Source organism: Moheibacter lacus (assembly GCF_014042165.1).
Taxonomy (GTDB): Bacteria; Bacteroidota; Bacteroidia; order Flavobacteriales; family Weeksellaceae; genus Moheibacter; species Moheibacter lacus.
In genome coordinates, this window is the sequence record NZ_JACDZE010000001.1 from 1,127,785 (window position 1) to 1,143,647 (window position 15,863).

Here is a 15,863-nt window from a genome sequence, read left to right on the forward strand (position 1 = left end):
TATTGATTTTGGACAAAAAAAATTGAAATATTAGAATGAGTATTTTCTAAGTAATTCAAATTTTGGTAGCTTCTTCATTCTTGAATTTCTTTGCACCATAAATCAAAGAGTAGATAGATTTTTTCATAATTTTTCCTCAACGGCTTATTGATTTATTAGCATTATTAATTTAGTTAAAAAAGGGAGGGATTTATTTCTCCCTTTTTTTATGCCCTAAATTTCCTATTCCTAAATATCAACTTATTTTTGCAAAATGTTACTCGTTCAAAATTTAGGCGTTCATTTCGCCGGAAATTATCTATTTGACAATGTTTCCTTTCGTATCAACAAAGGCAATCGCGTAGGATTGGCCGGAAAAAACGGCGCCGGAAAATCTACCCTTTTAAAAATCCTAGCCAAAAAACAAATTGCAGACGAAGGAGATGTCGTGCATGAAGGTGAAGTCAGCGTTGGGTTTTTAACTCAGGACATCGATTTTGAAAAAGGAAGAACCGTTTGGGAAGAAGCCGGACGTGCATTTCAACAATTGAACGAAATCCAACAGAAAATTGATTTTACAAACGATCAACTTTCCACTCGTATAGACTATGAAAGCGATGCCTACGGAAAGTTAATTGAAGACATCACCCATTTGACCGATCGATTTAACCTACTCGGCGGATACACCAAAGACGCTGAAATGGAAAAAATCCTGTTTGGGCTAGGTTTTAAAGCCGAAGATTTCCATCGACAAACAGAAGAGTTTTCCGGTGGCTGGCGCATGCGGATCGAACTCGCAAAGTTGTTGCTTCAAAAACACGATGTTTTATTATTAGACGAACCAACCAACCACTTGGACATCGATTCCATTCTTTGGTTGGAAGATTTTTTACAGGATTACCCCGGTGCTGTGGTTTTGGTTTCGCACGACAAACAATTTCTGGACAATGTGACCAACAGAACACTCGAAATCGCCAACAAACAAGTTCATGATTACAAAGCCAATTATTCCAAATACATAGAACTCCGTCAGGAAAGACGTGAAAAGATGGAACAAGCGCAAAAAAATCAGGAACAATACATCAAACATACAGAACAACTCATCAATAAATTCCGCGCCAAGGCTTCAAAAGCCGCAACTGCTCAATCTTTGATCAAAAAGTTGGACAAAATTGATAGAATTGAAGTCGAAAATGAAGATGTACACAAAATGAACATCCGATTTGCATCTGCAGTTGTTCCCGGCAAAATCATATTTGAATTAGAAAAAGTTGGAAAAAAATATGGTGAAAAACAGATTTTTGATGACGTCAATTTTTATGTAAATCGTGGGGAGAAAATAGCATTTGTCGGACAAAATGGACAAGGTAAAACAACGCTTGCACGTGTGATGGTAGATGGACTGGAACACAGTGGTATTATCAAACTCGGACATAATGTGGAAGTTGGCTATTTCGCCCAAAATCAAGCGGAAGTACTAAATGAAAAATGGTCCGTACTGGAAGAAGCTGAATATGCCTCAACTGAAGAAACCCGTAAACAAGTTCGGGACGTTTTAGGGGCTTTTTTATTCAGCGGTGAAACCGTAGAGAAAAAAGTTTCCGTACTCTCAGGAGGTGAACGAAATCGTTTGGCGTTAGCCAAATTATTATTGAAACCCTTTAATGTTTTGGTAATGGATGAGCCTACGAACCATTTGGACATTCAATCCAAAGAAATTTTAAAACAAGCCTTAAAAAACTTTGATGGAACGTTGATATTGGTTTCGCATGACAGGGAATTTTTAGATGGTTTGGCCAATAAAGTATTTGAATTCCGCGATGGAAAAGTAAATGAATTTTTAGGTGGAATTACGGAATATCTGGCAGAAAGAAAAGCACAAGGCTTCCGTGAAATCGAAAAAGTAGAGACGCAAAGCATTGCGTCTGTACAATCTGAATTGAAAAAGGAAAAAGTCCAATTGTCTCAAGAAGAAATCAAAGAGCAAAAACGCATCAAAAATAAAATCACCAAATTGGAAGAAGAAATCGCAGATTTAGAATCAAAGATTGCGGATTTGGAAAAGAAATTTGAGACTTCTCATGCTGACGAAGATTTGAAAAAATATGACGAATTGAAATTGAATCTGGAAGATAAAATGCAGGAGTGGGAAGAGTTGATGATGTTGATTTAATCTAAAGAATTCCTCTAGGCTTGACTCGAGGTTTCCGCTGAAATTGTCATCCCGAACTTGTTTCGGGATTTAAATAAAGAATTTCGTTTCAAGAAATTCTTTATTTATTCTTTAAAAAACACCAATTCTCCTTTTGCTTTTTGAATTTCATGAATTTCGGTCAGTCCGATTGCGGTTTGGGTTTTTTCCATCAAATCAGCTATCATTTTCTTTTTATTGGTGATTTTCCGATTCATCATTTCTTTGTAGAATTCTCGCCCAACTTCGTTATTATGCAAGTCCATCTCTCGATCAAAATCCTCATTGGGAAAACATTCTTCATGTAAATCCGTAATGTATTTGGCCCAAACGATGGCTTTTCTATTAGAGGTGAAAATTGAACAATTTTTGGCAATCAACAAATTCCATGCAGCATGACGAAAAGCATTTGGTATACCTCTTCCACTATGAGATTCCTCAAAATTTAATTCAGAAAATAAAACCGATTCTATCGTTGCCCAAATTGTCGGCAATAAAAGCAATGGTTTGGAAATCAGTGCAATGAACATTTTCCAGGTAAACCCGATTGATAGTTTTTTTACGGTTTTGAAAATTCGTTTCAAAGGATGGAAATTTGAAAAACATTATTCACTCTCTTTCTTTTTTTTCTGTTCAGCCCTTTTTTGTTTTTCCATTTTTCTTTTTTTCTGTTGCTCACTTAAGATATAAGAATCATTCGGTTCGCTCAGTAAAAAGCCATAAGCTGAAGTCTCTGGGAGTGCATCGAAAATGACTTTTAACATCGCCAAAATGGGCAAAGCCAAAATCATCCCTAAAATCCCAAACAACATTCCACCGAGGAAGAAAGATAAAAGTGAAACCAAAGGATTTAAACTGGCTTTGCCTCCGACTATTTTTGGTGTGATGAAATTTCCTTCAAGCGTTTGGACCAATTGAAACCATAAAATGACACCACCGGCATACCAAGCACTGTCTTTTGTAGCCAATGCAAATAGCGCTGGAATCAGGGAACCAATAAATATCCCAACATAAGGAAAAATTGTCAACATGGCCGCCAAAACGCCAAAAAATACCGCATGTTCTATGCCCAAAATCGTCAATCCAATTGTGTTCAATATGGCCACAATTCCCATTACGGTAATGAGTCCCACCAAATAATTTCGCAGAACATCATAAATTTTACGGATGACTTCTTCGATTTCTTTTTTTGGTTTGGAAACAAAAATTCGGAAGAAAAATTCTTTGAAAAACTCACGGTAATACAAAAAGAAAAAAATCATCACCGGAATGAGGATGAAATAGGTAAGCGAACTTCCTATGGAATTTAGTCCTGTCGAAATGAACTGACCCATCGTTGAAAAGCTATTTCCAAGTTCTTTCTCTACTCTTGACATAATTTCGGCAGATGAAACATGGAATTGATCTGATGCCCAGTCCAACATAGATTTTAAGAGCGATTGGATTTTATTGAGAATTTCAGATGTGTCTTGACTGATCGTTAAGGTTTGGGAGACGACCAGGTAAGCGATTCCCAAAACGATCAAAATGGCAAAAATCAACGAAATAATAGAGGCAAAAGCCCTTCCGACTCCCCATTTTTCCAATCTTTCACAAATCGGTAGCAGCAAAACGGAAAGAATCAATGCAAATAAAATGGGTACAACGATGCTCTGTAAAGTATAACAAATCAACACGATCAAAACCAAAATCAATAGTCTTGATGCAATTTTTATACTGGTTTCTTTTTGAAATTCTTGCATTTTTCAATTCATTTTGGATTAAAGATAAATCATTTTAAATAATGAAATTGGAAAATGAAAAATCGATCAGGATAGTCTTGCTATGATGGATTTGATCCGATTCAACACTTCTTCTTTTCCTAAAAATTCCATGATTACAGGTACATCCGGTCCTTGTAAACTGCCGACCAATGCCAAACGAACCGGCATCATCAATTTTCCAAAACCAATTTCTTTTTTCTGTACGAAACTTTGAATTTGGTCATGCAGTGTGGTGTGATTGAAGTCCTGAATGGAAGAAAGTTCAGTTGAGAATTCCTCAAGCAAACCAGCTGTGTCCTCTTTCCAAGCTTTTCCAACTGCCTTTTCATCATAATTCTCCGGTGATTGATAGAAAAATGCACCTTGTGTATAAATATCTTGGATGAAATTGGCGCGTTCTTTTAACAATTCTATGATGTTTAAATTGAATGTATCATCAGCTTGAATTCCTGCTTTAGCCAATATTTTTGAGTATTCAGGCAAAATTTCTTCAGCTGATTTTTGTTGGATGTATTGATGGTTGAACCAAATCGTTTTTTCCGGATTAAATCTTGCACCTGATTTGCTTACTTTTTCCAGTGAGAAATTGGAAATCAATTCTTCCATCGTGAAAATTTCCTGTTCCGTTCCCGGATTCCAACCCAAGAGCGCCAACATATTGACAACCGCATCCGACAAATACCCTTCTTCTCTGTATCCTTTTGAAATTCCTTCTGCTGTCATCCATTCTAGTGGAAAAACAGGGAAACCATGTTTGTCACCATCTCTTTTGCTCAATTTTCCTTTTCCTTCCGGTTTCAAAATCAAAGGCAAATGCGCAAATCGAGGCGCAGTCCAGCCAAATGCTTGGTAAAGCAATTCATGCAAAGCCATGGATGGCAACCATTCTTCTCCTCTGATCACATGGGTGATTTCCATCAAATGATCATCGACAATATTGGCCAAATGATAAGTAGGCATACCGTCAGATTTGTATAAAACTTTATCATCCAGCGTGTTGGAGTCAATTGAAATTTTACCACGGATCAAATCGTCCAATAAAACGGTTTGGTTTTCCGGAATTTTAAATCGGATCACATAAGGAACGCCGGCATTGATTTTTTCTTGAACTTCTTCTTTTGATAAATTCAAAGAATTGTTCAATTGATTTCGGTTTTGAGAATTGTAAATAAAGGTTTCGCCTTTGGACTCTGCCTCAGAACGGAGTTTATCCAATTCTTCTGCTGTATCAAAAGCATAATAGCCGCTGCCGGAATCGATCAATTCCTGAGCATATTTGGCATAAATTTCTTTGCGTTCAGATTGTCGATAAGATGCATGCGTTCCGCCAAATCCTACGCCTTCATCCGGCAATATATTCAACCATTTTAGGGATTCGATGATGTAATCTTCTGCACCCGGAACATATCGGTTTTGGTCTGTATCTTCTATGCGCAATAAAAATTTGCCTCCATGGTGTTTGGCAAATAAATAGTTGAACAATGCTGTGCGTACACCGCCGATGTGCAAAGGACCAGTTGGGCTTGGCGCAAATCGTACTCTAACTTCTGACATTCTGATTTTTTTTGCGAAGATAAAAACTTTGAACGTTGAACTTTAAACTTTGAATCAAGTTTTTGGCTGAATTTTTGTAATTTCATTTCGGTTTTAAAAAAATAAGAATGAAAAAGTACATGTCTATATTTTTAGTTCTGTTATTTCTAGGGAATTCTTTTGCGCAAGAAGTACCAACTGAAGTGAAAACAGAATTTGATGAGACGGCTTTGGGGCAAAAAGTTCAGGATTTGGAAGGGAATTTACTGACGGTAGGTGAAGTTTTTAAAAAGTATGAAGGAAAGGTGGTTTTGGTAGATGTTTGGGCTTCATGGTGTTCAGATTGTATCAAAGGACTTCCAAAGCTAAAAGCAGTTCAAAGCCAATTTCCGGAAGTGGTTTATCTCTTTTTGTCTTTGGATAGAATTGGGAAAGAGGAAGCTTGGAAAAATGGAATTGAAAAATTTGGAATTGAAGGTGAACATTATTGGTTCAATGCGGATTGGAAAAATGATTTCACCAATTACATAGGGTTGAACTGGATTCCGAGGTATATGTTGATTGACCGTGAAGGGAAAATAGCCCATTATTATGCGATTCATGCAGATGATGCTCAAATGATGGAACGGTTGGTCGAATTGATGCAGATTCCGAAGAATTAAAATTAGAAATAAACCTATAGTTCATTTTGTTTATCAATAGCTTAATCAAAAGCAAGCTCCGTAGGAGCTAAATGTTAGTAGCCTTCGGTAATGCCCAAGGTGATTTGAATAGGTGAAATGGACATTTTGGCGTATATTTTTGATGTGAAACAATCAAAATATCATGACAAAATTCTATTTTAATAATGCACTATGAGTAGAAAATAAAAAACCACCCGAAATGAGTGGTTTTTTTATGAATTCAAATTGAGTTTTACTGATTGAAATTAATGGTGTCGTTGCCTGAATTTGCATTGCTGTTGACACCTTGGAGCGGATCTACGTATTCAACTGCATCTGAATAATCATAATCAAATGTTCCGCCCATGCTACCATAGCTATGGAATCCGGTAAGAGATGAACAGTCCCACTTCTCGTCGAGGTCTTTTGGTTTTTCAAATTTATCGGCAGTCGTCACCCCAAATTCTTTACCGTTTTTATACACACCTTGCATATAATATGCCCAAATCGGCAATGCTGTTGCTGCACCCTGCCCGCGGCCAGTGCTTTGGAAATGCGCAAAACGGTCTTCACAACCCACCCAAACGCCGGTCACCAAATTGGGTGTAATTCCGATGAACCAACCGTCCGAATTATCATTGGTTGTTCCGGTTTTGGAAGCAACTTCACTGTTGATGCCATATTTGGTTCTTACCCATCTACCGGTACCTTTATTGGTTACACCCTGCATCAAATCGATCATGGCATAAGCGACATATTCGTTGACTACTTCTCTGGTTTCCGGTCGATAATCTTTGATGACACGACCAGTTTTGTCTTCGATTCTGACGATCAATTCCGGTTTGATATAGATTCCACCGTTGGCAAATGTACTCATGGCGCCCACCATTTCATAAACGGTTAAATCAGCAGATCCAAGTGCAATGGTATAATCTTTAGGGATTTTACTTTCTACACCTAATTCTTTTGCGATTTGGATAACAGGTTCAACTCCGGTTTGGGCAATTAATCTAGCCGTCACTACGTTGGTTGACCAAGCAAGCGCGGTGCGTAAATCTTGACTTCCACCATATTTTCCATTTGCATTTCGCGGTTTCCAGTTCCCGATGGAAAAGGGAGCGTTTGAAACGGTATTACAAGGTGTGTAGTTCATTTGGTTAATCGCAGTCACATAGACAAATGGTTTGAATACTGATCCGACTTGTCTACGAGCTTGTTTGACATGGTCATATTTAAAATAATCCCAATTGATCCCACCGACCCAAGCTTTTATGGTCCCGTCTTTTGGGTCCATGGACATCATTCCCGCTTGTAAAATATGTTTATGGTACTGGATCGAGTCCATTAGCGACATGTTTTTTCTATACTCCACACCATCCCAAGTAAAGATTTTGACAGAGTCTTTTGGTTTTTTAAATTCGGCTAGTATTTCTTCTTCAGATTTCCCTAAATTTTTCCAGTGTTTGTAAACATGCGTATTTTTCATCGCTCGCTGGAAAATACGCTGTCTTTTTTCCTCTGAAAGTCCATAGAAAGGTGCTTTTTTATTGTTTTTATGTTCAGCGAAAAAGGTTTTTTGGATCGTTTTTAAGTGTTTGGCAACTGCATCTTCTGCCATTTTTTGCATGCGCGAGTCAAGTGTGACATAGATTTTCAGTCCGTCTTTGTACAAATTGTATTTTTTTCCGGTTTCTTTTTCTAAATTTTTAAAATATTCCTGAATTTCTCTTCTTAATTCATGTTTATAATAAGCCGAATAAGATTCACTGATCGTATTGATTTCTTGTTTGTCTATTTTGATCGGTTTGGCTTTGGCATTTGTTGCTTCTTCTTTTGTCAGGAAGTTGTATTTGACCATTTGGTTTAAAACGACATCGCGTTCATGTTTGGCATCATTTGGGTTTCGGATAGGATTAAATGCCACCGGATTTTTTAGCATGGCGATCAACATAGCCGATTCTTCCAAAGTCAATTTACTTGTGGTCGTATTAAAATAAACTTTTGAGGCCAACTCAATTCCATTTGCATTATAAACGAAATCAAATTTGTTCAAATACATGACGATGATTTCTTCCTTTGTGTATCGTTTTTCTAGTTCTACCGCAACAACCCATTCTTTTAATTTTTGAATTCCTCTTTCAAAGGTATTGGTCGAACTATTTACAGTAAACAATTGTTTGGCCAATTGTTGTGTGATCGTACTCGCACCTCCGGAACCTCCTCCGGATGTAATCGCACGCAACGTACTTCTCGGGTCTATACCCGAATGTTCCTCAAAACGGATGTCTTCTCTCGCTAAAAGTGCATCGACTAAATATTGGGGAAGATCTTTATAAGTGACGGGAATCCTTTTTTCTGTTTCAAATCGATCCAATAAGACTCCGTCGGACGAATAAATTTCTGAAGAAACATAAATGTCCGGATTTTCCAAAGCTTGTACATCTGGCATTTCACCCAGAATTCCATGAGAAGTTCCCCAAAATAAAAGGAATACACCTAAAATTCCTGCGATAAAAAGTCCCCAAAGAATGAATAGCATCCTTTTTATGGAAAAGGTTTTGCTTGGTTTTTTTGTTTTTTGAGTGTTTTTGTTTTGTGTACTCATTTTGAATTATTTTTTGTCCACAATTAAACTGATGTCTTCAATTCCAGATAAATTCTCTTCACGCATACCGTGCCAAACTGAAAGTTGATAATTTCCGGTATCTTTTAGTGAAACGTTTTCTCTGTATAAAAGGTATAATTCTTTTAAACTATTTCCTTTCCCAACCCATTCGCCGTCTTGAAACGCCAAATAGTATTGCAAAGTATCGGTAAAAGTTTCCCCTTTTGGGGTAGTGAGTTTTGTAAATAAATAAAGATTGCTGTAGGGATATTCGTTGTTATTTCTGCTTAACAAATAGAAATCATATTTCCCGATGCTGTCTTTTACTTCGAAATTAAATGTAACAGCGGCATCTTTGTTCCAATTGTTTTGGGTAGCAACTTGTTCCTGATAAAAGTGGGGAGAATCACATTGTACAACCAATACAAAGCAAATCAAAACCATCAGCCAACTCTTAATTTTCATCTTTGTTCGGGTTATCACGGTTGTTTCTTTTTTTATTACGTGGTTGTCGAGACTGATTTTGTTTGTTTGGATTGGGCTTGCTTGAACTCGGTTTGTTTGGATTGGGTTTTGTCTCCTGATTTTGATTTTTGGGTTGCTTCTTTGTTGGATTTTGTTGTTTGTTTACTGGTTTGTTTTTTTGTTCAGTTTTTCGGTTTTCGTTTTTTGGCTTTTCAGTTCGACGATTTCGATTCGGACGGTTTTGTTTTTCCTTGTTATCGCCTGCTTTTTCCGTTTTTTGGTTTCTTTCCGGGCGATTGTTGTTGGATTTTAAATTGGTATTGGGTTTTTGCTTTTGTTTGTCTTGACGATTCCGGCTTTTATTTCGGTTGCGATTTTTTCGTTCAAATCTTTCAAGAGAATTCTCCTCAATTACATCCACAAAATCATTTTTGACTTCTACTATGTTGTCCTTTTCTAAATCTTCTAAAGTTGCCGTTTTTCCACCTTTTTTACTGATTGCGATATAGTCTTTGATTTGATCCAAAGAAAATTTGTACCAATTAAAACCACCATCAGTATATGCAAACCACATTTCTTTTTTGAAAACATCGATTTTCATGCAACCGGCAGTTCCTTTTTCAGTTTCAAACGTAGTTTCCATCGAGGGAAATTCATCCAAAGCGTCTAAATAAGAATCCAGTTCGTAGTTCAAACAACATTTTAATTTACCGCATTGACCGGCCAATTTCTGAGGATTGATGGACAATTGCTGGTAACGTGCTGCTGCAGTATTGACAGAACGGAAATCTGTCAACCAAGTGGAACAACAAAGTTCACGACCACAAGAACCGATTCCGCCTACTTTTGCTGCTTCTTGACGATAACCTATTTGTTTCATTTCGATGCGGACTGAAAAAGCAGCCGCATATTGTTTGATCAATTCACGGAAATCTACACGTCCTTCAGCGGTGTAATAAAAAATGGCTTTGGTACCATCACCTTGGTATTCGACATCGGTAATTTTCATTTCCAACCCCAAATTCACTGCGATTCTTCTAGCGCGCATTTTGGTTTCCTGTTCCTTTGCACGAAAGGCTTGCCAGGTTTCGATGTCTTTTTCGTTGGCTTTGCGGTATATTTTTTTTACTTCTTCTGAATTTTCGGTTAGCTTTCTTTTTTTCATTTGAATTCTAACCAATTCACCGGTAAGTGTAACCACACCGATATCATGTCCGGATTGGGCTTCCACAGCAACAACGTCGCCTATGCCCAATGGGAGATTATGACTATTTATATAGTATTGTTTTCTATCGTTTTTAAATCGGACTTCTACACAATTGAACGCCAATTGACCATTTGGTAAACGCATATTGGACAACCAGTCAAAAACGGGCAATTTCCCGCATCCTGTATCTACGCCACATGCACCGTTGTTCTTACAGCCTTTTGGCAATCCGCTTGATGAAGATCCACAGCTTCCACAACTCATATATCTACATTAATTCTAACGTACAAAGATAGAAATTTTTAACGGTTGCAATTGGAAATAATTATTTTCCGAAAACTTCAGAAAATGAAAAAGTCGAGTCCAGCAATATTCCTTTTTCTGTTTTGGTTACGGTAGCCAATTCTCTGTAGGGATCATGTTCGAAGAAAAAGATATATTCTTCTTCTACCGCTTTTTCTAAAAATGCTCCTTTTTCCTCTAAAGTCAAAAGTGGCCTTGTGTCATAGCCCATGACATAAACGAGTGGAACATGTCCTGCAGTAGCAATTAAATCTGCAGTAAATACGATGGTTTTTCCTTTGTATTTGATCATCGGAAGCATTTGTTTGTCTGTATGACCGTTAACAAAGAGGATGTCAAATCCCAGTGGGGAATTTCTCAATCGATTTCCTTCAGTTGGAACATCGATGAAATTTAAATTTCCTGATTCTTTGATGGAAAGAAAATTCTCCGGTAAAAAGGAAGCTTTTTCTCTAGGGTTAGGTTTTGTCGCCCATTCCCAATGATCTGCATTGCTCCAATATTTGGCGTTTTTAAAGGTCAATTCATAGCCGCCATTGGTCAAATCCATCTGTACTGCACCACCACAGTGGTCAAAATGCAAATGGGTCAAAAACACATCGGTCACATCCTCTTTTGAGAACCCATATTGCGCCAAAGAAGTTTCCAAATCATAATCTCCCCAAAGGTCATAATACCCAAAAAATTTGTCAGACTGTTTGTTCCCAATTCCGCAATCGATCAAAATCAAACGGTTTCCATCCTCGATGAGCAATGCACGCATGGCCAATTCGATTTTGTTCTGGCTGTCCGCGGGATTGGTTTTTTGCCAAATGCTTTTTGGGATCGTTCCAAACATGGCACCACCGTCCAATTTAAAATTTCCTGTTTCGATCGGGTAAAGTTTCATTTCTAATTTGTGAATTGGTTTGAATTACAATTATACGAAATAAGAAACGGGAAGTTCCAAGTTCGAAGAAAATACTTCTAAATTTGCCGTATGCAAAAATATTTAATCGTAGGACTGGGAAACATCGGTGAAAAATACAAATACACGCGCCATAACATCGGGTTTTTGGCAGTAGAAGAATTGGTGAGAAAAATGGATGCGAAATTTACTCCTTCCAATTTTGGTGAAATTGCACAATTCAAATACAAAGCCCGTCCCGTGACGGTTTTGAAGCCGAATACTTACATGAATTTAAGCGGAGACGCCGTGCGTTTCTGGATGCAAAAAGAAGGAATTCCGATTGAAAATATTTTTGTGGTGACAGATGATTTGAATTTGCCATTTGGGACGATAAGGATGCGCGGAAAAGGCAGCGATGGCGGACATAATGGACTGAAAGACATTCAAAATAAATTGCAAAATCAAAATTATCCAAGGTTGAGATTTGGGGTAGGAAATGAGTTTGAGCAAGGACGACAAGTGGATTATGTGCTGGGAAATTGGTCAGAAGAAGAAGTGGAGAAACTGCCGGAAAGGTTAAATTTTGTGGCGGATGCGGTTTTAAGTTTTATCTTTAGTGGATTGAACAATACGATGAATGCTTTTAATGGGAAGTGACCCTTCGACTCCGCTCAGGGTGATGGAAGATGGAAGATGGAAGATGGAGGATGGAAGATGGAGGATGGAAGAAATTTCCCACCCTTTGGGGCAGGGAAATTTTAGGATGGAAGTAAGTCGAATTAGAAAATTAACAAAATGAGATATATATTATTAATAATTAGTTTTTTGATGATTTTGACGAGTTGTCAAACTAAAATGGAAACCCAAGAAATCAGTTCAGTCAATGAAATTGCTCAAATTGATTTTGCAGATGAAAACAAGGTTTTATTGGACGTGCGAACTCCGGAAGAATTCAATGCCGGAAATATTCCCAATTCTGTCAATATTGATTTTAATTCGGATGAATTTGATGCGATGATTCAGGATTTGGACAAGGAGAAAACTTATTATGTGTATTGCAAATCGGGCAATCGAAGCACAAAGGCAAGTCAAAAAATGCAGGAAGCCGGATTTCAACATGTGGTGAATCTGAAAGACGGGTATTCGGCTTATCAAAAATGATGGATCAACCCAACCCCGAAATACTTAAAGAACTAGTTGTTCACACCATGCCGTTTGGAAAATACAAAGGCAGGAAATTATGCGATTTACCGGTTTTTTACCTCGAATGGTTTGCGTCGAAAGGTTTTCCGCAAGGGAAATTGGGAATGCAACTGGCCACTGTTTATGAAATCAAAACCAATGGATTGGAAGAGATTTTGGAGGGATTGAAGCGATTGAAGTAATTTTTATATTTTAGCCGAAATTTATCCCTATGAGACTTAATTTATTCTTTTTAACCCTTTTATTTTCTTTTACATTTTCTAAATCAAATGCGCAATGTCCTGAAGGAGACGTTCAGCTACTGTCTCAAGCTGATGTAGATAATTTTGTTTCCACATACCCCAATTGTACCAATATATCAGGAATTCTAACATTTGGAGAATTTAATTCTGGTTTCAATGACATATCTGATATCTCCGGATTAAATAATATGACTACAGTAGATGGGGAACTTAGAATATTTGGAACCCAATTAACTAACCTAAATGGTTTAAATAATTTAATCGAAATTGGTGGGTTAAACATATTAGATAACAATCAATTAATAGCTTTAAGTGAATTGGGGAACATTTCAGAATTAAATAATGGACAATTACAAATTGCTTTCAATTACAATTTACAGTCTTTGGAAGGCTTGGACAATATACAATCCATTAGTGGAAGATTGTACTTTGGTAAAAATGATAGTTTGTATTCATTCTCAAATTTAAGTAGTTTAAATTCGGTTGGAGAATTAGTCTTTATTGCAGGCACTAATGTGACCACATTAGGAGGATTGGAAAATCTGCAATACATAGGTTCTCGAATAATCATTGGAGACAACCAAAACCTTGAAAATATTACTTCACTAAATTCCGTAAATTATGTAGGCGGCAATGTATATATTAGCGAAAACCCTCAACTAACCTCATTGGAAGGAATCCAGAACATGGTAATTTCTACTGAAGGAGAAACTATCGGATTAATATTCAATGATAATCCTAATTTATCAACTTGCAACTTCCCAAATATTTGTGAATATTTAAGCTGGAATTCTACAGAATACCCACGTGAAATTTCAGGAAACACCGGAAATTGTCTAGATGAGCAAGCCGTTTTGGCAGCTTGTGGTTTAGGTATATCAGATGTAGAAAATAATACGACAAACTGGAATGTTGCTTATCAGAAAAACAAAGGGTCTTTTTTAATTCAATCGAACGGATTTCAATTAGCTGAAATAGAAGTGTATGATTTGACCGGAAAATTAATTAAAAGCGTTCAAAATCTTAATTCAAACCAAGAGGAATTAAGGGTTTTCACTCCTGAAAATGTATTGATAATAAAAGTCAAATCAAAGGAAGGAAAAGTATTGGCCAAGAAAGTTTTGATGAAATAAAAAAATACCGGAAGCTTAACTTCCGGTACAAGTTTCTGAACAAATCGAATTTACTTGAGAATTATTTTTTTTGTGAGAGAGGTTCCCTTTTCCGGGGAAATTTTCATCAGGTAAACTCCTTTGTTCAGGTTAGAAAGGTTCAGTTCATAGGTTGAGTATTCTTTTTTCAGCAATTGGCCGGTCAAACTATAAATTTCAATTTTTTCAATTGGCGCATCGGACTGAATATGCAGGATTCCGGAAGTTGGATTGGGATATACAGAAACAGAGCTCGACACCAAATCATTTGTGTTCATTTCCGGTTCTACCACAAAGTTCTGCGCAAAAGCTTGGGAAGTTCCGCCACGGTTTTCCGTCCAAACCGCCACACTTTGTCCTTCCGCATTTTGGGTAAAATCAAATCGACCTTTGTTACCTGCGCTAGTTGCGATCATTTGGTATTCTTCTTCCCAAACGAATTCTCCGTTTTCATCCAAATGAACAACGCCCAATTGAATCGGATTTACACCATCACTGATGTTGTTGGAAAATAAAAACAAAGGTTTGTCATTGGCCAATTGTAATTCACCTACATAAATCCAATTTTGCGGATCTACCGGAAAAATCGTTTGACCAAACATATCCAACTCAACGGCTCCGGTTTCTTTGTTGAACCTTTGTACAGAAACGCCATATTGTGACTGTGCCGGCGTGGTGATATTTGAAATGGCCCAAACATAATCCAACTCTGGATCATTTGCGATGCTCATATCCATTTCGAAGTAATTATCATCCGTTCCGAAATCAATTCCGTTTTCACCCCATGGTAATGTTCCGTCTGCATTTATCCGTTGTAAATAAGCATCAAATCGGTTGTTTTCTACACCCGAATACCCAAAATATACCACATCATTTTCTTGTGAAATTGAATACCTACGATTGCTTCTCATCAATTTATTGGATACCGAAACGGGATTTTCCCACACCGCATTTCCATCCCCATCATATCGCTGCGCCCAGAAATAGGCATCTACGGTCCAAGCCGTTGCACTGTTGGTGATCATTTGAACAAAAGATCCGTCGGAAAGTGCGACCATATCTCCAATTCCGGTAAAGGGATTGGAAGCGTCCGGTTTGTCAATGATAATTTCAGTATCCCAAGCCGGGTTTCCTGTCGCATCGTATTTCATCAAATGACCATAACTATCTGGTTCCCAGCCAACCACAACGCCACCATCGCTTAAAGGCAAAACGTTCATATTCCATCCGTCCGCAAACTCAATTCCGCTTGCGCCAAATATTTGTTCGCCTTCCGGTGAAATCTTATTTAGATAACCGGAACTGGAATTGGTCGCCGTAAAAACGATATACAAATTTCCTGCTTCGTCTACAGCTTGGGATCGGATAGCCGTCCAAGTTCCATTATCGGCAACATCGTTGGCCAATATTCCATTTGTTCCAAATAATTGGGTGCCGTCAACGTCCAAAAGTTGAACTCTTAATTCGTATCCGTCAGATTCATCCCAAAAAATAACATAGGTTTTTCCGTCATTTGTTCCGATGGATTGAATATCTCCAGTAGGTGCATCTGCGACCAAGGTGTTCACTCCATACTCATCTGTCCATTGTCCATAACATGTAAATGCCATCAAAATAATTAGAAATGTAAATTTTTTCATGTGTTTGATAAATTTTTCTCAAAATTCACC

General features: G+C 37.5%; 14 protein-coding genes. 6 read left to right on the plus strand and 8 right to left on the minus strand.

What is annotated here, in order from left to right:
- Positions 1–253 precede the first annotated feature (253 nt).
- Complete coding sequence (locus HU137_RS05210) at positions 254–2,152, plus strand: ABC-F family ATP-binding cassette domain-containing protein (protein WP_182042734.1); 1,899 nt, start codon at positions 254–256, stop codon at positions 2,150–2,152.
- Between the two features lie 104 nt (positions 2,153–2,256).
- Here HU137_RS05210 and HU137_RS05215 read toward each other — a convergent pair whose 3' ends face one another.
- From HU137_RS05215 to gltX, 3 genes are all read right to left on the minus strand, one after another.
- Positions 2,257–2,754, minus strand: a complete 498-nt coding sequence (locus HU137_RS05215; RefSeq protein ID WP_182042735.1) for a DUF6973 domain-containing protein — start codon at positions 2,752–2,754, stop codon at positions 2,257–2,259.
- A gap of 21 nt (positions 2,755–2,775) precedes the next feature.
- Positions 2,776–3,912, minus strand: coding sequence for an AI-2E family transporter (locus HU137_RS05220; RefSeq protein WP_182042736.1), 1,137 nt, complete (start codon positions 3,910–3,912; stop codon positions 2,776–2,778).
- Positions 3,913–3,978: 66 nt separating this feature from the next.
- Positions 3,979–5,487, minus strand: coding sequence for a glutamate--tRNA ligase (gltX, locus tag HU137_RS05225; protein WP_182042737.1), 1,509 nt, complete (start codon positions 5,485–5,487; stop codon positions 3,979–3,981).
- A gap of 107 nt (positions 5,488–5,594) precedes the next feature.
- Between gltX and HU137_RS05230 the strand changes: the two genes are divergently transcribed.
- The gene (locus tag HU137_RS05230) at positions 5,595–6,128 is read left to right on the plus strand and encodes a TlpA family protein disulfide reductase (protein ID WP_182042738.1); all 534 of its coding nucleotides are present in this window, start codon (positions 5,595–5,597) and stop codon (positions 6,126–6,128) included.
- Between the two features lie 253 nt (positions 6,129–6,381).
- Here the strand turns inward: HU137_RS05230 and HU137_RS05235 are convergent, their stop codons facing one another.
- The 4 genes from HU137_RS05235 to HU137_RS05250 all read right to left on the minus strand — a co-directional run bounded on the left by HU137_RS05235 (position 6,382) and on the right by HU137_RS05250 (position 11,597).
- Entirely contained in the window at positions 6,382–8,733 is a 2,352-nt protein-coding gene (locus tag HU137_RS05235) for a penicillin-binding protein 1A (RefSeq protein WP_182042739.1), read from the minus strand.
- A gap of 6 nt (positions 8,734–8,739) precedes the next feature.
- Entirely contained in the window at positions 8,740–9,198 is a 459-nt protein-coding gene (locus HU137_RS05240; protein WP_182042740.1) for a gliding motility lipoprotein GldH, read from the minus strand.
- Positions 9,188–10,669: a regulatory iron-sulfur-containing complex subunit RicT gene (ricT, locus tag HU137_RS05245; RefSeq protein WP_182042741.1), complete on the minus strand. Its 1,482-nt coding sequence runs from the start codon at positions 10,667–10,669 to the stop codon at positions 9,188–9,190. The genes HU137_RS05240 and ricT overlap by 11 nt, the downstream gene beginning before the upstream one ends.
- Before the next feature lie 61 nt (positions 10,670–10,730).
- Positions 10,731–11,597 (minus strand): MBL fold metallo-hydrolase, encoded by an 867-nt coding sequence (locus tag HU137_RS05250; RefSeq protein ID WP_182042742.1) that lies wholly within the window; start codon positions 11,595–11,597, stop codon positions 10,731–10,733.
- 90 nt (positions 11,598–11,687) lie between these two features.
- On the opposite strand from HU137_RS05250, the gene pth reads away from it, so the two are divergent.
- From pth to HU137_RS05270, 4 genes are all read left to right on the plus strand, one after another.
- The gene (gene pth, locus HU137_RS05255) at positions 11,688–12,254 is read left to right on the plus strand and encodes an aminoacyl-tRNA hydrolase (RefSeq protein ID WP_182042743.1); all 567 of its coding nucleotides are present in this window, start codon (positions 11,688–11,690) and stop codon (positions 12,252–12,254) included.
- 138 nt (positions 12,255–12,392) lie between these two features.
- Complete coding sequence (locus HU137_RS05260; RefSeq protein ID WP_182042744.1) at positions 12,393–12,758, plus strand: rhodanese-like domain-containing protein; 366 nt, start codon at positions 12,393–12,395, stop codon at positions 12,756–12,758.
- Positions 12,758–12,982, plus strand: coding sequence for a DUF3820 family protein (locus HU137_RS05265; protein WP_182042745.1), 225 nt, complete (start codon positions 12,758–12,760; stop codon positions 12,980–12,982). Before HU137_RS05260 ends, HU137_RS05265 begins: the two co-directional genes overlap by 1 nt.
- 29 nt (positions 12,983–13,011) lie before the next feature.
- Positions 13,012–14,175 carry a T9SS sorting signal type C domain-containing protein gene (locus HU137_RS05270; RefSeq protein WP_182042746.1) on the plus strand — a complete coding sequence of 388 codons (1,164 nt, stop codon included), beginning with the start codon at positions 13,012–13,014 and terminating at the stop codon, positions 14,173–14,175.
- 50 nt (positions 14,176–14,225) lie between these two features.
- Here the strand turns inward: HU137_RS05270 and HU137_RS05275 are convergent, their stop codons facing one another.
- Complete coding sequence (locus HU137_RS05275) at positions 14,226–15,833, minus strand: T9SS type A sorting domain-containing protein (RefSeq protein WP_182042747.1); 1,608 nt, start codon at positions 15,831–15,833, stop codon at positions 14,226–14,228.
- Positions 15,834–15,863: the final 30 nt, after the last annotated feature.